This window comes from Phocaeicola sp. RTP21359st1_B8_RTP21360_211022, from assembly GCF_040911965.1.
GTDB lineage: Bacteria > Bacteroidota > Bacteroidia > Bacteroidales > Bacteroidaceae > Phocaeicola > Phocaeicola vulgatus.
Genome location: NZ_JBDFXP010000036.1, coordinates 26,664 through 41,278 on the forward strand (window position 1 = coordinate 26,664; position 14,615 = coordinate 41,278).

Consider the following 14,615-nt stretch of genomic DNA (forward strand, 5'->3'; position numbering starts at 1 on the left):
CATGTCTGATTTCAGGTTAAGAGTATTCAGTAGTGTTGCGAAAAACCTCAGCTTTACAAAGGCTTCGCAAGAGCTGTTTATTAGTCAGCCGGCTATAACCAAGCATATTCAGGAATTGGAGACGATGTACCAGACACGCCTTTTTGAGCGAATGGGGAACAAGATCTTGCTGACTGATGCAGGCAGGTTGTTGTTGGAGCATTGTGAGAAAATTTTGGAAGATTACGGACGCTTGGAGTACGAGATGAACTTATTACGTAATGAGCATACCGGTGAGTTGCGCTTGGGAGCCAGTACTACAATTGCCCAATATGTGCTTCCCCCTTTGCTGGCCCGCTTCATCGAGAAGTTTCCGCAAGTGTCTTTATCACTTTTCAGCGGGAACTCCTCTGAGGTGGAAAAGGCATTGCAGGAACATCGTATAGATTTGGCACTGGTAGAGGGAAATACCCGGCAACCTAATTTGAAATATACTCCTTTTCTGCAAGATGAGCTGGTGGCTATCGTCCATACTCATAGTAAGTGGATGGATTATGATGAGATAACTTTGGATGAATTGAAAGAAGTTCCTCTTGTACTTCGTGAAAGAGGTTCGGGAACATTGGATGTATTGATTACCGCTTTGCATAAACACAACATAAAGTTATCGGACCTTACTATCCGTATGCACCTGGGAAGTACAGAGAGCATTAAATTATTTCTGGAAAATAGTGAGTGCATGGGGATTTTGTCTATCCGGTCTATTAATAAAGAACTGTATTCAGGGAAGTTTAAAGTATTGGATATAAAAGACCTGGTGATGTTTCGTGAATTTGATTTTGTCCAATTGCAAGGGCAGGATACAGGGCTCCCGGCTCTGTTCATGCAATTTGCCAATCATTATAAGGAAAAGTTATAACTTATAATTAAAAACGATTAGATTGTTTTTGAAACATATATTACCTTTGCATCCCGAAATGGAGAAATAATGTTAAAAAGTAAAATATATGATTTCAGTAACAGCTTTACAGCAAAACAGCAAAACTATTTATGTAGGTTTGCTTTCCACGTTAACGGTCTTTTTGTTGATGGACTATATTCCGGTATTGGCTTCATTTTCCCAGTGGGTCACTCCCCCCGTATCTTTATTTCTGGGGTTGATATTTGCATTAGTTTGCGGACAGGCCTATCCTAAGTTCAATAAAAAGGTTTCTAAATATTTGTTGCAATATTCTGTAGTGGGATTGGGGTTCGGTATGAATCTTCAGGCTTCTCTGGCTTCCGGTAAGGAAGGAATGGAATTCACGATCATTTCTGTAATCGGTACAATGATTATAGGTATGTTTATAGGGCATAAACTTTTGAAGGTAGATCGTGATACGGCTTATCTTATCAGTTCGGGTACTGCAATTTGTGGGGGAAGCGCTATTGCTGCTGTGGGTCCTGTATTGAAAGCTAAAGATAGTGAGATGTCTGTGGCTTTGGCTACTATCTTTGTATTGAATGCCATCGCTTTGTTTATTTTTCCGGTGTTAGGCCATATGTTTGGGTTAGATCAACAACAGTTTGGTACTTGGGCAGCTATTGCTATTCATGATACGAGTTCTGTGGTGGGAGCAGGTGCGGCATACGGTGAAGAGGCGTTGAAAGTGGCGACAACAATCAAACTGACCCGTGCACTTTGGATTATTCCTTTGGCATTCGCTACTTCTTTTATTTTCAAGGGAAGCGGTAAGAAAGTAAGCATTCCTTGGTTTATCCTTTATTTTGTTGTGGCTATCATTCTGAATACTTATGTGCTGGATGGTGTGCCTCAATTCGGGCAGGCTGTTTCCGGACTGGCACGTAAAGGATTGATTATTACCATGTTCTTTATTGGAGCTTCCTTGTCTATGGATGTATTGAAGCAAGTAGGTATGAAACCTCTGATTCAAGGTGTTGCTCTTTGGGCGGTGATCAGTCTTAGTTCATTGGCTTATATTCTACTTTTCTGATAGGGATTTATTAGAATATTAAAAAGTATGCGGATGATATGGATTGTCTGAAAAATCCTGTTATCCGCATGTTTTTTTATGAGAATATAATTTAGAAGTAATAGATGAGTAATAGTACAGCGTTTACTCCAATGACAGTGAGGAATCCTTTCCATACATAAGGCAGCATTTCTTTTCTGCGGGAGGAAAAAAATATGGCATAGAACATATTCACTACGATGTTGCTGATGATAGCTTGCATGATACAGGCCCCTACAATGGTTGCCGGAATGTTTCCGCCTTGTAACAGGTTTAGTATGAAAGGAGTGATATCACTTAATCCTGTTGCAATGGAGAGAATACTCAAACCTCCTGTTCCTGCATAAACCAATGTATAGTGAGTCAGAAATGTAAATACTACAAATAATAAAGCAAAGATCAGAGCGACTTTGAATTCCAGTGGATTACTTTCCGTTTCCGTTTCTTCAATAACTTCGCGCTCGCCTTTTATAGTATGCTTTTTATGGATGAATATGCCGATGCCGGCGGCGGTTGCAGACATGATGAGCAGATAGGGGTAAATATTCAGAAAGATGGAAGTGCTGAATATAAGGATCAAAATCATGAAACGTAAGAACATCATGCTGACAGCAAGCATCATGGCAGATACATATTCCGGTATTTCATGCGCTTGTATCCGTTTGCATTTGCGGGCAAGGATGGAAATGGTAGCGGTGCTGCTATACAGACCACCGATAATGCCCGAAACCAAAGTGCCTGATTCGCGGAAAACATATTGCTTCAGCAGGTAGGACAAATAGGAGATACCCGATACGACTACAGTAGCCAGCCAAATGGTGTATGGAGTGAGATTGATACCCGGTATGAGAGGTTCCTTGGGTAGCATGGGCAAAATGATACCGCTGATAGCCAGAAATTTTGCCAGTGTGATCATTTCATCATTCTGCATCCGTTGTACAAGTTCTGTGAAGGTGTGTTTCATTTCTGTGAAAAGAAGCACGGTGACTACCATCATCACGTAAAACCAGGAAGGTTGTGTACTTATGATAGGAGCCATACAATAGGTGATAAGGGCGATGATGATTGTTGTCACTCCAAACACGTGGAACTGGGATTGCTTGACATAATAATTGATGCCCAGTAACATACCTAAAATTATTCCGCCTCCCATAAATAAATGCATTTCCTTAGGATCAAGTATATAGAGGAGATATCCCAAAATGCCGATAAAAGTAAAAGTCCGGTCTGTGCCGAAAAGCGTAGTTTCCCCCTCTCGTTTCAGGCTGATTCTCCGTTGGGATAAACCGATGAGTAAAGAGAACAAGGTCACCAGAATGAAAGTAACCAATTGCTGGGGAAGGTAATCGTACAACTTTTCCATAAATCTGTCAAGATTAGGTTGATGTAATAGGTTTTCCTTTTAAACTGCATTGACTCCTCTGATGGATTCAAGTGGCTTTAAAACGCTTGCTTAAACTGGCTTTCTTCAAAAAGTCCTTTTAATTTATCATCACTTTTTATTTGGTTGATGATTGTGGACAGAACTCCTGCTTTAGGCAATTCTACCACAACGTCTGTTTTATATTTACCACCGCTCTGCCGGCTGTTTTCACAGATTACTTTTAAGTTAGCAGCCTCTTGCTGGGTAGCCATATGGATCAGATCTGAGAACTGTTCCCACTCTGCATTACCGAATTTTTTTTGAGACTTGGCAGCCATTTCCGCCTTTGCTTTGATCTGGCTGGTTATTGCGGTACGGGCTGCAATGACCGCCTTCTTTTTGGAGGCAGTGGCATCACCGCTCTGAGCTGATGCTGAGGCACGGAAGAAGTCTGCGTTTGTGCTATATGCATTTCCGGTACAAGGAGTGCTTTGTGCCTGTGCCCATGTTGACATTCCAAGGACGAAGGCTAAAAAATAGATGAATTTATAATATTTCATAGTTGTAATTTTATCAATCTATTGCGAAGATAGAAGAATATTTGATAATATAAACAAGAAAAGGGAAAAAAAAGATTGAGCTTGCTTTATGAAATGATTATATTTGCAGAAATTAAATGAAAGGTTAGTATTCATGGAATCAACAACAAAACTCTATTCGTTAAATTACACAAACGCAAATACTTATTTATTTGCATTCGTGTTTATTGTAGGTAATGTGGTATTGCCGCAACTTTGTCATTTGGTGCATTTGGGTGGACCTGCTATGTTACCCATTTATTTCTTCACATTAATAGGTGCTTATAAATATGGATTCAAAGTGGGGATGTTGACGGCTGTTCTTTCTCCGCTTGTCAATAGTTTCTTGTTTGGAATGCCTTCTGTGACCATACTTCCGGCTATATTGGTAAAGTCGGTATTGTTGGCGTTGGTGGCGGGATATATGGCAGATCGTTTCCGTAAGATTACGATTCCTGCATTGCTGGGGACTGTTATGGCATATCAGGTGGTGGGTACCTTGATAGAATGGGCTCTTGTCGGTGATTTCTATTTGGCGGCACAGGATTTCCGGATTGGAATTCCGGGCATGTTGCTCCAGATTTTTGGTGGCTATGCTTTGTTGAAAGCTATTGCAAAAAGATAAGTTGTAAACATTTGATGTTATGCTGCAAATTGTGAAACAGCCTGAAAATGGTGGCGCTGGCTATGTTCTGGTAGCTGTCATGGATGGAGATCCCGGTAAATGGATGACTTTGGTTTTTGATAAATCATTTAATAGTTAATAGATAAAATGACAGGCACATTATTATTTTTAGGATTAGGAATGCAGGAAATATTATTCATTGCATTGATTGTTCTTTTATTCTTTGGTGGGAAGAAGATACCCGAACTGATGAAGGGGTTGGGCAAAGGGGTTAAGAGTTTTAAGGAAGGGATGAACGGGGTGGAGGATGATATAGATGGAAAAGATAAGAAAGGGGAAACGAAAGAGTGACAAATGATGGAACAACAGCAGAAGATACTGACTTTTTGGGATCATCTGGAAGAACTGCGCCATGTCTTGTTCCGTATTGCAGTGGCTGTGGTATTTCTAATGTTGGTAGCATTCTTGTTTAAGGATGAGCTTTTTGCTATTGTTCTAGCGCCTAAGAATGCTGATTTCATTATTTATCGTTTTTTTTGCCGGATAGCTGATTTCATGGCTATGCCTTCATTATGTCCGGAAGTGTTTTATGTGAAAATGATCAATACCCAATTGGCGGCTCAATTCATTACTCATATGAGCGTGTCTTTTTATACGGGTTTTTTGCTGGCATCTCCTTATGTTATTTATCAGTTGTTCCGTTTTGTTTCGCCGGCTTTATACGAGAATGAAAAGAAATATTCTACCCGGATTGTAGGGTGGGGCTATTTTCTTTTTATGATGGGAGTTCTTTTGAATTATTTTTTGATTTTCCCTCTTACTTTCCGTTTTCTTGCTACCTATCAGGTCAGTATGGAAGTGGAGAACACGATTACTTTGTCTTCGTATATGGATACATTGATGATGATGAGCCTGATGATGGGGATTGTTTTCGAGATTCCTGTCCTTTGTTGGCTTTTTGCCAAACTGGGATTTCTTACGGCTGATTTTATGAAGCGGTATCGTCGTCATGCTATTGTTATTATTCTGATAGTTGGAGCTGTTATCACTCCTACGTCAGATGTCTTTACATTGATGATGGTGTCTGTGCCTATGTATTTGCTTTACGAAGTCAGCATTTGGATTGTAAGTCGGATTGGGAAGAAACAGCGGGAAGAATCCGTAGAGGAAGTGCTTGAAAAATCATGAGATGATAATCCTTATAAATGTTATTCCGTAAAAAAGGAAGACCTTTCATGATAGGCCTTCCTTTTTCCATTAGGATCCATACTTTATTAAATTTTCCAGCCAAAGGCTTCTGCTACGGCCGGAAACACAATCTTTCCGTTTACAATATTCAAGCCGTTTTTTAGTCCCGGATCGTTTTCGCAAGCTTTTTCCCAACCAAGATCTGCCAATCTGATAGCGTATGGCAGTGTAGCATTGGTTAATGCCAAGGTTGAAGTACACGGCACGGCTCCCGGAATATTTGCCACACAGTAATGGATGATACCGTCTACTTCGTAAATGGGTTCGGCATGAGTTGTGGGATGGGAGGTTTCAAAACATCCTCCTTGGTCAATGGCCACATCTACCAGTACAGTACCCTTTTTCATCAGTTTCAGCATAGGGCGTGTTATGAGGTGGGGAGCCTTTGCACCGGGGATAAGAACTGCACCGATTATCAAATCAGTTGTTGGCAGTTCTTTTTCTATATTGTGGCTGGACGAGAATAATGTTTTTACATTTTTAGGCATGAACTCACTCAACTGACGCAGGCGGGGTAATGAAATATCACAGATTGTGACATCAGCCCCTAATCCTGCAGCCATTAAAGCTGCATTGGTTCCTACAATGCCGCCGCCTAATACCAGCACTTTGGCTGGCTTGACACCGGGAACTCCACCTAGCAAGATGCCACGTCCTCCTTGAGGCTTCTCCAAAAAACGTGCTCCTTCCTGAGTGGACATTCGTCCCGCCACTTCACTCATGGGAATCAGCAGAGGCAGTCCTCCTTGTTTGTCTGTTACAGTTTCGTAAGCTAGGCATACTGAACCACTACGCATCATTGCCTCCGTTAATTCTTTGTCACAGGCAAAATGGAAGTATGTAAATACCAGTTGGCCCTTACGTACCAGGTTATATTCACATTCGATGGGTTCCTTGACTTTTATAATCATCTCGGCAATGGCGTACACATCTTCTATAGTAGGAAGGATACGCGCTCCGACTTTCTCATACTCTTCATCGGAAAATCCGCTGTTTATACCTGCGGTGTGTTGTATATACACCGTGTGACCTCTCTGTACCAACTCGTGTGCTCCTGCAGGGGTTAATGATACACGATTCTCGTTGTTTTTGATTTCTTTAGGAATTCCTACTATCATAATTGTCACATTTAAGGGGGTTTGACTGCCTCAAAGATAACAAAATGTCAGAAAAGTAGGTTTTGTCCGGATATGTTTTTTTCGTAATAAATGTATGTTTAGCAACATTGTTTTAAGGGATATTCTGTTTTTTATTTGTAAGTTTGCGGAGAGATTCAAAATTTTTGTGATGAGTTCTCCATAAAATAAAGAAAATGACTTTACGAAATTATATAATCATAGCAGCTTTGGGCAGTGTTCTTGCTGTACGGGCACAGGAAGAACCGGCTGCTCCTGTATTCCGTCCTCCTTTTGATTTTCCGCTTATTCTGAGCGGTAATTTCGGTGAACTGCGTTCTAACCACTTTCATGGAGGAGTGGATTTTAAAACCCAGGGAGAGGTGGGAAAACCTATTCATTGCATTGCCGACGGATATGTGAGCCGTGTACTGGTTACTCCCGGAGGATATGGGCAGGCTATTTTTATTACGCATCCCAATGGATATACTTCAGTATATGGACATGTGTTGAAATTTGCTTCTGCAGTGGCAAAAGTGGTGGAGGAATATCAATATCGGCATGAAACTTTTGCTGTGGATTTGAAATTCGAGCCTCATCAGGTCAGTTTCAAAGCTGGAGAAATCATTGCTTTAAGCGGTAATGAAGGGTATTCTTTCGGACCGCATCTGCATATGGAGATACGCCGTACGGATACTGGTGAATTGATAGATCCCTTACAGTTCTATACCGATAAAATTAAAGACACTACTCCGCCACGTGCGTCAATGATTATGCTTTATCCGCAGCGGGGCGCTGGAGTTGTGGAAGGCTCACAAAGAAAAAAATCCATATCTGTTGCTTCTTTGGGACAACCGGTTTCTGCTTGGGGGAAAATAGCCGCTGGCATTAAGGCATACGACTATATGGATGGCACACATAATAATTATGGTGTGCGTTCCGTGGTACTCTATGTGGATACGACAGAAGTTTTTCGCAGTACGGTGGATGGCGTTTTGCCCGAAGAGAACCGGATGATTAATGCCTGGACAGACTATGAGGAGAATGTAAAGAGGCATAATTGGGTGATGCGCTCACAGATTCTTCCCGGAAATAGTTTGCGCATGTTGCAAGCCAATGATGAAGGAGGGGTGGTTACGATTGATGAAGAACGTGATTATCATTTTCGTTATGAATTAGCTGATTTATACGGGAATAAGTCGACTTATCGTTTCATTGTGCGTGGCCGTAGGCAGCCGATAGAGGAATATCATCCGCAGGTAAAACATTATTTGGCATGGAATAAAGGTAATGTGGTTCAGGAACCGGGTATGGAACTGGTTATCCCCCGAGGAATGTTGTATGAGGATGTGGCACTGAACTGTCATGTGGTTAAAGATACAGCCGCAATATCTTACGAGTACCAGTTGCACGATGAGCCAGTAGCTTTGCAGGCTGGGTGCACGCTGATGATCGGGGTACGCCATCTTCCTGTAGAGGATACGTCGAAATATTATGTGGCCCGTAAGTGGGGAAAAAGGAAAGGTTCAGCAGGAGGAATTTATGAAAATGGTTGGATGAAGACTTCCATCCGTGAACTGGGAACCTATACCGTAGCTATAGATACTTTGTCTCCACGAGTGACCCCATTAAATAAGGCACAATGGAAGACAGGTAAGGTTCAGTTCAAAATAGGAGATGCGGAAACGGGTATTAAGGATTATAAGGTGAAGATAGACGGCGAATTTGCCTTATTCGGTTTCAGTTCCAAAAATGCGAAATTGTGGATGAAGCATCCTGAACGGTTAAAAAAAGGAGTCGCCCATAAATTGGAATTGGTGGTGACAGATTATTGTGGAAACGAAACAAAAGAGGAATATGAATTTTGATGGTAAAATAAGTATTATACACAATTAAAAAGTTATATATTAATGAAGAATAAACTGATTTTAGGTGCTGCCTTTCTATTGGCGGCAATAACAGAGAGTTTGGCATGCACTAACCTGATTGTAGGTAAGGGAGCCTCGGTTGATGGTTCTGTTATCGTTTCTTATTCCGCTGATTCATACGGAATGTTTGGCGAGTTGTATCACTATCCTGCCGGTATGCATGAAAAAGGAACCATGCGTGATATCTATGATTGGGATTCGGGCAAATATTTAGGGCAAATAAAAGAAGCGCGTCAAACCTATAATGTGATAGGTAATATGAATGAATTTCAGGTAACCATAGGTGAAACTACTTTTGGTGGACGGGAGGAATTGGTTGATTCTACCGGTATTATGGATTATGGAAGTTTGATTTATGTAGCTCTCCAGCGTTCTCGTACAGCTAAAGAAGCCATACAGGTAATGACGGATTTAGTAAAAGAATATGGTTATTATAGCAGTGGCGAATCATTCAGTATCGCTGATCCCAATGAAGTCTGGATTTTGGAGATGATCGGTAAGGGTCCCGGTGTGAAAGGTGCTGTATGGGTAGCAGTCCGTATACCGGATGATTGTATTGCCGCACATGCTAATCAGAGCCGGATTCATCAGTTCAATATGAATGACAAGGATAATTGTCTTTACTCTCCGGATGTGATTTCTTTCGCTCGTGAAAAAGGTTATTTTGACGGTATGAATAAAGATTTCAGTTTCTCGGCGGCATATAATCCTTTAGATTTTGGTGGTGTACGGTTCTGTGAAGCGCGTGTATGGAGTTTCTATAATATGTTCAACAAGTCGGTGGGAGATACCTATCTTCCTTATATTCAGGGGGACAGCAAAGAACCGATGCCTCTTTATATCAAGCCTTCCCGTAAACTTTCAGTACGTGATGTACAAGCGGCTATGCGCGATCACTATGAGGGTACTCCACTGGATATAACTAATGATCCCGGTGCCGGTCCGTTTAAAACTCCTTATCGTCTGTCTCCCTTGAGTTTTAAAGTAGGAGATCAGGAATATTTCAATGAACGTCCCATTTCGACTCAGCAAACGGCTTTCACTTTTGTGGCACAGATGCGTGCTAACCTGCCCGATGCAATAGGGGGAGTATTATGGTTTGGAACAGATGATGCTAATATGACAGTGTTTGCTCCTGTATATTGTTGTTCGGATCGTATTCCTGACTGTTATAGCGGTAAAGAAGCCGACTGTGTAACTTTTTCATGGGACTCTGCATTTTGGATTTATAATTGGGTGGCCGATATGATTCGTCCACGTTATAGCCTGATGATTGATGATATGCGTGCCGTTCAAAATAATTTGGAAGATACTTATGCGAATGCACAGGCTGGCATTGAATCTTCTGCCATGAGCTTATATGAAAAAGATCCTGTAAAGGCAAAAGAGTTCTTGACTAACTATAGTTGCATGACAGCCGAATCGGCAATAGACAGCTGGAAGAAATTGGGCGAATTTTTGATTGTGAAGTATAATGACGGTGCTGTGAAAAAGATGGCAAAAGATGGAACCATACTTCGTCCTGAAACCGGTCATTGCGCTCCTTTGGTACGTCCGGGGTATCCCAAAGAATTTTTGGAAGAACTGGTAAAGGCCACCGGTGAACGCTATAAGATGAAATAGGATATATTTTTGTATGTTCTGAAAGTCTGATTAATTAGTGGAGGGGCAGGTTATGATCCTGCTCCTGTGCATAATAAGATAGTTTTTTAGATTGTATTCAGGATGCCTGGGAACTTTTCTGACTGTTATATAGTAGTGTTTTTTTACCTTGTATGGTCTTCTGCTTTTTTATGACAGATTATTTTAGGGGGATAATCCTTTATATCTCTAATTTTCTTCTTTCAAATTTCTAGGATTTTTAATTTAATTCTTTTACATTTGTCAAGACGTAAAAATCGGATGTAATTATAAACCTTATAAATAACAAAAAATTATGGAAAATGAAGAATTGATAAAGCAAGTGACAGAGAAAGCAGAGAAATGGTTAACACCTGCTTATGATGCCGAAACACAGGCTGAAATTAAGAAAATGTTGGCGAATCCCGATAAGACTGATTTGATTGAAGCATTTTATAAAGATTTGGAGTTTGGGACAGGTGGTTTGCGTGGTATTATGGGCGTGGGCAGTAACCGTATGAATATTTATACGGTAGGTGCTGCTACTCAAGGTTTGTCCAATTATCTAAATAAAAATTTTAAAGATCTCGATCAGATATCTGTTGTGGTAGGTCATGATTGCCGTAACAACAGCCGTTTGTTTGCGGAAATTTCTGCCAATATCTTTTCTGCGAACGGTATTAAAGTATATTTGTTTGAAGATATGCGTCCTACTCCTGAAATGTCATTTGCTATCCGTCATTTCGGTTGCCAGAGCGGTATCAATATTACTGCCTCTCATAATCCGAGAGAATACAATGGTTACAAGGCTTATTGGGATGATGGTGCACAAGTATTGGCTCCGCACGATAAGGGTATCATTGATGAGGTGAACAAGATTTCATCGGCTACTGACATCAAGTTTGAAGGTAACAAGGATCTGATTCAGATTGTGGGCGAAGAGGTAGACAGCGTCTATTTGAATAAAGTGAAAACAATTTCTATTGATCCTGAAGTGATCAAGCGTCAGAAGGATTTGAAAATTGTGTATACTCCGATTCATGGTACAGGTATGATGTTGATTCCGCGTGCATTGAAGCAATGGGGATTTGAAAATGTACATACCGTGCCTGAACAAATGGTGAAGAGTGGCGATTTTCCGACTGTTGTCTCTCCGAATCCGGAAAATGCCGAGGCTTTGTCTATGGCTATTGATTTGGCTAAGAAAATAGACGCTGACATTGTAATGGCTAGCGATCCGGATGCTGACCGCGTAGGTATGGCTTGTAAAAATGACAAAGGAGAATGGGTGCTGATCAATGGTAACCAAACCTGTTTGCTGTTCTTGTATTATATAATAAAGAACCGTATTGCGATGGGTAAGATGAAGGATGATGATTTCATTGTGAAGACTATCGTTACTACGGAACTGATTAAATCTGTCGCAGACAAGAATCACATCGAAATGTTGGATTGCTATACCGGATTCAAGTGGATTGCACGTGAAATCCGTTTGCGTGAAGGCAAACAGCAATACATCGGAGGTGGTGAAGAAAGCTACGGATTCCTGGCCGAAGACTTTGTCCGTGATAAAGATGCTGTTTCTGCTTGTACATTGTTGGCGGAGATTTGTGCTTGGGCAAAAGACCAGGGCAAGACCTTGTTCGAAGTTTTGCTTGATATTTATGTGGAGTATGGTTTCTCAAAAGAAACTACTGTGAATGTTGTGAAACCAGGAAAGAGCGGGGCAGAAGAGATTAAGGCAATGATGGAAAACTTCCGTTCTAATCCTCCGAGAGAAATAGGCGGTTCTAAGGTTGTTCTTGTCAAGGACTTTAAAACTTTGAAGGTGACAGATGGTAACGGGAATATAACAGAAATAGATATGCCGGAGGCTAGTAACGTATTGCAATATTTTACGGAAGATGGAACTAAGATTTCAGTTCGCCCGTCAGGAACAGAACCTAAAATCAAATTTTATGTGGAAGTAAAAGGTGAAATGGGTTGCCACAAATGTTTCGATGCTGCTAATGCAGCTGCTGAGGAAAAGGTGGAAGCCGTAAGAAAATCACTGGGAATTTAATCGAGTATAAGCATCGGGCGAAAGTCTGAGAGAATATTCATAAATAAAAGAAGGGGTGGTGGAGATGTATTTCTCTATCCCCCTTTTCTTTTATTTCCGTGCCATTTATATCAAAATCTACACTTCTTTGTTTATTTTTTGTTGTAACTTTGCCTTCTGTTTTAAATAAGGTAAAAGATATGATGTGGTTACTTTTGGCATTTCTCTCGGCTGCATTGCTGGGATTCTATGATGTATTTAAGAAACAGTCGTTGAAGGACAATGCGGTTATTCCGGTATTATTTCTGAATACGTTGTTCTCTAGTTTGATATTTCTTCCTTTTATTGTATTGTCAGTGTGGAGGCCGGGAATATTGGAGGATTCTATTTTTTATGTGCCTGTTGCAGGGTGGGAGGTGCATCGCTATGTGGTGTTGAAATCTGTTATTGTCCTTTCGTCGTGGATATTGGGATATTTTGGGATGAAGAATCTGCCTATCACAATTGTGGGACCTATAAACGCTACTCGTCCGGTGATGGTGTTGGTGGGAGCTTTAGTGGTCTTTGGTGAGCGATTGAATTTTTACCAATGGATTGGTGTGCTGATGGCTGTCTTCTCTTTTTTTATGCTGAGCCGCAGCGGAAAGAAAGAGGGAATAGATTTCAAACATAATAAATGGATTTATTATGTGGTAATGGCAGCTGTGTTGGGAGCGGTCAGCGGGCTTTATGACAAGTATCTCATGGCGCCTGTCGATCAAGGAGGTATCGGACTGGATAGAATGATTGTACAGTCATGGTATAATATCTATCAATTGTTTATGATGGGAGGTGTTTTGATGTTGTTATGGTGGCCGAAGCGCAAATCTACCACTCCGTTTCATTGGCATTGGTGTATTATTCTGATATCTATTTTTCTGTCGGCAGCTGATTTTGTTTATTTCTATGCCTTAAGCTTGGACGGTGCAATGATTTCCATAGTATCTATGGTAAGGCGTGGCAGTGTGCTTGTTTCTTTTCTATTTGGTGCAATGGTATTCCGTGAGAAGAATCTTAAAAGCAAGGCTGTGGATTTGGCACTGGTACTTATTGGTATGATATTTTTGTATTTGGGAAGTCGGTAAGCAAAAAAGACGGGGTGTGACTCATCGTGCATACCCCGTTATTCTTTATTACTCTATAATGATTTTATATTCTACATCAAACGTTTCTTTTGGTTCCAATTTCTGTATCCATTCACGGTCCTTTAATTCGCCCGAATACCCTACAGAATCGCAACGTCCATACCATGGTTCAATGCAAACAAATGGGCAATCGGGATGTGTCTTGGTAGGAGACCACAAAGCTACCAATGGAGAATTAAATTCCAAGCTGATATGGGGCTTTTTCTTTTTATCCAGTAAGGTTATTTTTTTCAGTTGTTTATTGTCAAAAATATAAGTGTCACAATCAAAAGTATGAATATCAATTGGCATCAGCCCTTCTTTGTTTAATTTTAGTACATGACGTTCTGGTGATACGCACCCCTTTTCGGTTGGCATGATATATTCTAAGTCAGACTTTCGGTCAAAAACAAAGAAGCCACGATCCTTTGTAGCAGCATCGAACTCGGGGAAATAGAAAGCTGGGTGTGCTCCAATCTGGAAATACATATCCATAGCTCCCAGATTTTCTACACGCCATTTTACGGTGATTTTATTTTCCTCCAATAAATATCCCACCAGCAGGCGGAAGGGAAAAGGAAACTTGCCCAATGTATCAGGAGTGCTTTCCAACCAATATACAGCTCCTTTGTCTTCTTTATAGGTTAGTTTGAAGTCCATATCACGTGCAAAACCGTGTTGTCCTATTTCATAAGTGTTTCCGGCATGACGGTATTTATTGTTCCACACACGTCCTACTATAGGGAAAAGGACAGGTGAACGCCGTCCCCAAAATTTAGCGTCGCCCTGCCAAAGATATTCTTTGCCATCCTTTTTGATACTTTGAAGCTCGGCGCCATGCTCGGCTATTTGTACAGTCAGGATAGAATTAGATAGTGTTTCCATGTTTCTTCGTTTATAAATTCTTTTTTCAAAGGTAGGGATGTTTCATGACATGACAAAG

The 14,615-nt window shown here is 40.9% G+C and carries 13 protein-coding genes; 9 read left to right on the forward strand and 4 right to left on the reverse strand.

Annotated features, from left to right (window positions below; translation table 11 throughout):
* The first annotated feature begins 1 nt into the window (after position 1).
* Complete coding sequence (locus AB5062_RS16745; protein WP_005841603.1) at positions 2–898, forward strand: LysR substrate-binding domain-containing protein; 897 nt, start codon at positions 2–4, stop codon at positions 896–898.
* An 88-nt stretch (positions 899–986) separates the two neighbouring features.
* Positions 987–1,973, forward strand: coding sequence for a YeiH family protein (locus AB5062_RS16750; RefSeq protein ID WP_005841601.1), 987 nt, complete (start codon positions 987–989; stop codon positions 1,971–1,973).
* A gap of 91 nt (positions 1,974–2,064) precedes the next feature.
* Here AB5062_RS16750 and AB5062_RS16755 read toward each other — a convergent pair whose 3' ends face one another.
* Together AB5062_RS16755 and AB5062_RS16760 are read right to left on the reverse strand one after the other, a co-directional pair.
* A complete protein-coding gene (locus tag AB5062_RS16755) occupies positions 2,065–3,354 on the reverse strand; it encodes a DUF4010 domain-containing protein (RefSeq protein ID WP_005841600.1) in 1,290 nt (429 codons plus the stop codon).
* Positions 3,355–3,431: 77 nt separating this feature from the next.
* Positions 3,432–3,914: a hypothetical protein gene (locus AB5062_RS16760; protein ID WP_005841598.1), complete on the reverse strand. Its 483-nt coding sequence runs from the start codon at positions 3,912–3,914 to the stop codon at positions 3,432–3,434.
* A gap of 133 nt (positions 3,915–4,047) precedes the next feature.
* Between AB5062_RS16760 and AB5062_RS16765 the strand changes: the two genes are divergently transcribed.
* The 3 genes from AB5062_RS16765 (at position 4,048) to tatC (ending at position 5,745) form a co-directional block, all read left to right on the forward strand.
* Positions 4,048–4,557 (forward strand): hypothetical protein, encoded by a 510-nt coding sequence (locus tag AB5062_RS16765; RefSeq protein WP_005841596.1) that lies wholly within the window; start codon positions 4,048–4,050, stop codon positions 4,555–4,557.
* Between the two features lie 147 nt (positions 4,558–4,704).
* On the forward strand, positions 4,705–4,908 hold the full coding sequence (locus AB5062_RS16770) for a twin-arginine translocase TatA/TatE family subunit (protein WP_005841594.1): 204 nt from the start codon (positions 4,705–4,707) through the stop codon (positions 4,906–4,908).
* Positions 4,909–4,914: 6 nt separating this feature from the next.
* Entirely contained in the window at positions 4,915–5,745 is an 831-nt protein-coding gene (tatC, locus tag AB5062_RS16775; protein ID WP_005852112.1) for a twin-arginine translocase subunit TatC, read from the forward strand.
* Positions 5,746–5,831: 86 nt separating this feature from the next.
* Here tatC and ald read toward each other — a convergent pair whose 3' ends face one another.
* Entirely contained in the window at positions 5,832–6,923 is a 1,092-nt protein-coding gene (gene ald, locus AB5062_RS16780; RefSeq protein ID WP_005841589.1) for an alanine dehydrogenase, read from the reverse strand.
* Positions 6,924–7,117: 194 nt separating this feature from the next.
* Between ald and AB5062_RS16785 the strand changes: the two genes are divergently transcribed.
* From AB5062_RS16785 to AB5062_RS16800, 4 genes are all read left to right on the forward strand, one after another.
* Positions 7,118–8,788, forward strand: coding sequence for a M23 family metallopeptidase (locus AB5062_RS16785; protein ID WP_005841587.1), 1,671 nt, complete (start codon positions 7,118–7,120; stop codon positions 8,786–8,788).
* A gap of 42 nt (positions 8,789–8,830) precedes the next feature.
* Positions 8,831–10,471: a C69 family dipeptidase gene (locus AB5062_RS16790; protein WP_005841585.1), complete on the forward strand. Its 1,641-nt coding sequence runs from the start codon at positions 8,831–8,833 to the stop codon at positions 10,469–10,471.
* 313 nt (positions 10,472–10,784) lie between these two features.
* A complete protein-coding gene (locus AB5062_RS16795) occupies positions 10,785–12,530 on the forward strand; it encodes a phospho-sugar mutase (RefSeq protein WP_005841583.1) in 1,746 nt (581 codons plus the stop codon).
* A 182-nt stretch (positions 12,531–12,712) separates the two neighbouring features.
* Positions 12,713–13,633, forward strand: a complete 921-nt coding sequence (locus AB5062_RS16800) for a DMT family transporter (protein WP_005841579.1) — start codon at positions 12,713–12,715, stop codon at positions 13,631–13,633.
* Positions 13,634–13,681: 48 nt separating this feature from the next.
* Here AB5062_RS16800 and AB5062_RS16805 read toward each other — a convergent pair whose 3' ends face one another.
* Positions 13,682–14,557 (reverse strand): aldose 1-epimerase family protein, encoded by an 876-nt coding sequence (locus tag AB5062_RS16805; protein ID WP_005841577.1) that lies wholly within the window; start codon positions 14,555–14,557, stop codon positions 13,682–13,684.
* Between the last annotated feature and the right edge of the window lie 58 nt (positions 14,558–14,615).

Coding starts and splice junctions, on each gene's coding strand:
- AB5062_RS16800 (WP_005841579.1), top strand. CDS start 12,713: ATGTGGTTACTTTTGGCATTTCTCTCGGCTGCATTGCTGGGATTCTAT.
- AB5062_RS16745 (WP_005841603.1), top strand. CDS start 2: ATGTCTGATTTCAGGTTAAGAGTATTCAGTAGTGTTGCGAAAAACCTC.
- AB5062_RS16765 (WP_005841596.1), top strand. CDS start 4,048: ATGGAATCAACAACAAAACTCTATTCGTTAAATTACACAAACGCAAAT.
- tatC (WP_005852112.1), top strand. CDS start 4,915: ATGGAACAACAGCAGAAGATACTGACTTTTTGGGATCATCTGGAAGAA.
- AB5062_RS16795 (WP_005841583.1), top strand. CDS start 10,785: ATGGAAAATGAAGAATTGATAAAGCAAGTGACAGAGAAAGCAGAGAAA.
- ald (WP_005841589.1), bottom strand. CDS start 6,923: ATGATAGTAGGAATTCCTAAAGAAATCAAAAACAACGAGAATCGTGTA.
- AB5062_RS16750 (WP_005841601.1), top strand. CDS start 987: ATGATTTCAGTAACAGCTTTACAGCAAAACAGCAAAACTATTTATGTA.
- AB5062_RS16770 (WP_005841594.1), top strand. CDS start 4,705: ATGACAGGCACATTATTATTTTTAGGATTAGGAATGCAGGAAATATTA.
- AB5062_RS16760 (WP_005841598.1), bottom strand. CDS start 3,914: ATGAAATATTATAAATTCATCTATTTTTTAGCCTTCGTCCTTGGAATG.
- AB5062_RS16805 (WP_005841577.1), bottom strand. CDS start 14,557: ATGGAAACACTATCTAATTCTATCCTGACTGTACAAATAGCCGAGCAT.
- AB5062_RS16790 (WP_005841585.1), top strand. CDS start 8,831: ATGAAGAATAAACTGATTTTAGGTGCTGCCTTTCTATTGGCGGCAATA.
- AB5062_RS16785 (WP_005841587.1), top strand. CDS start 7,118: ATGACTTTACGAAATTATATAATCATAGCAGCTTTGGGCAGTGTTCTT.
- AB5062_RS16755 (WP_005841600.1), bottom strand. CDS start 3,354: ATGGAAAAGTTGTACGATTACCTTCCCCAGCAATTGGTTACTTTCATT.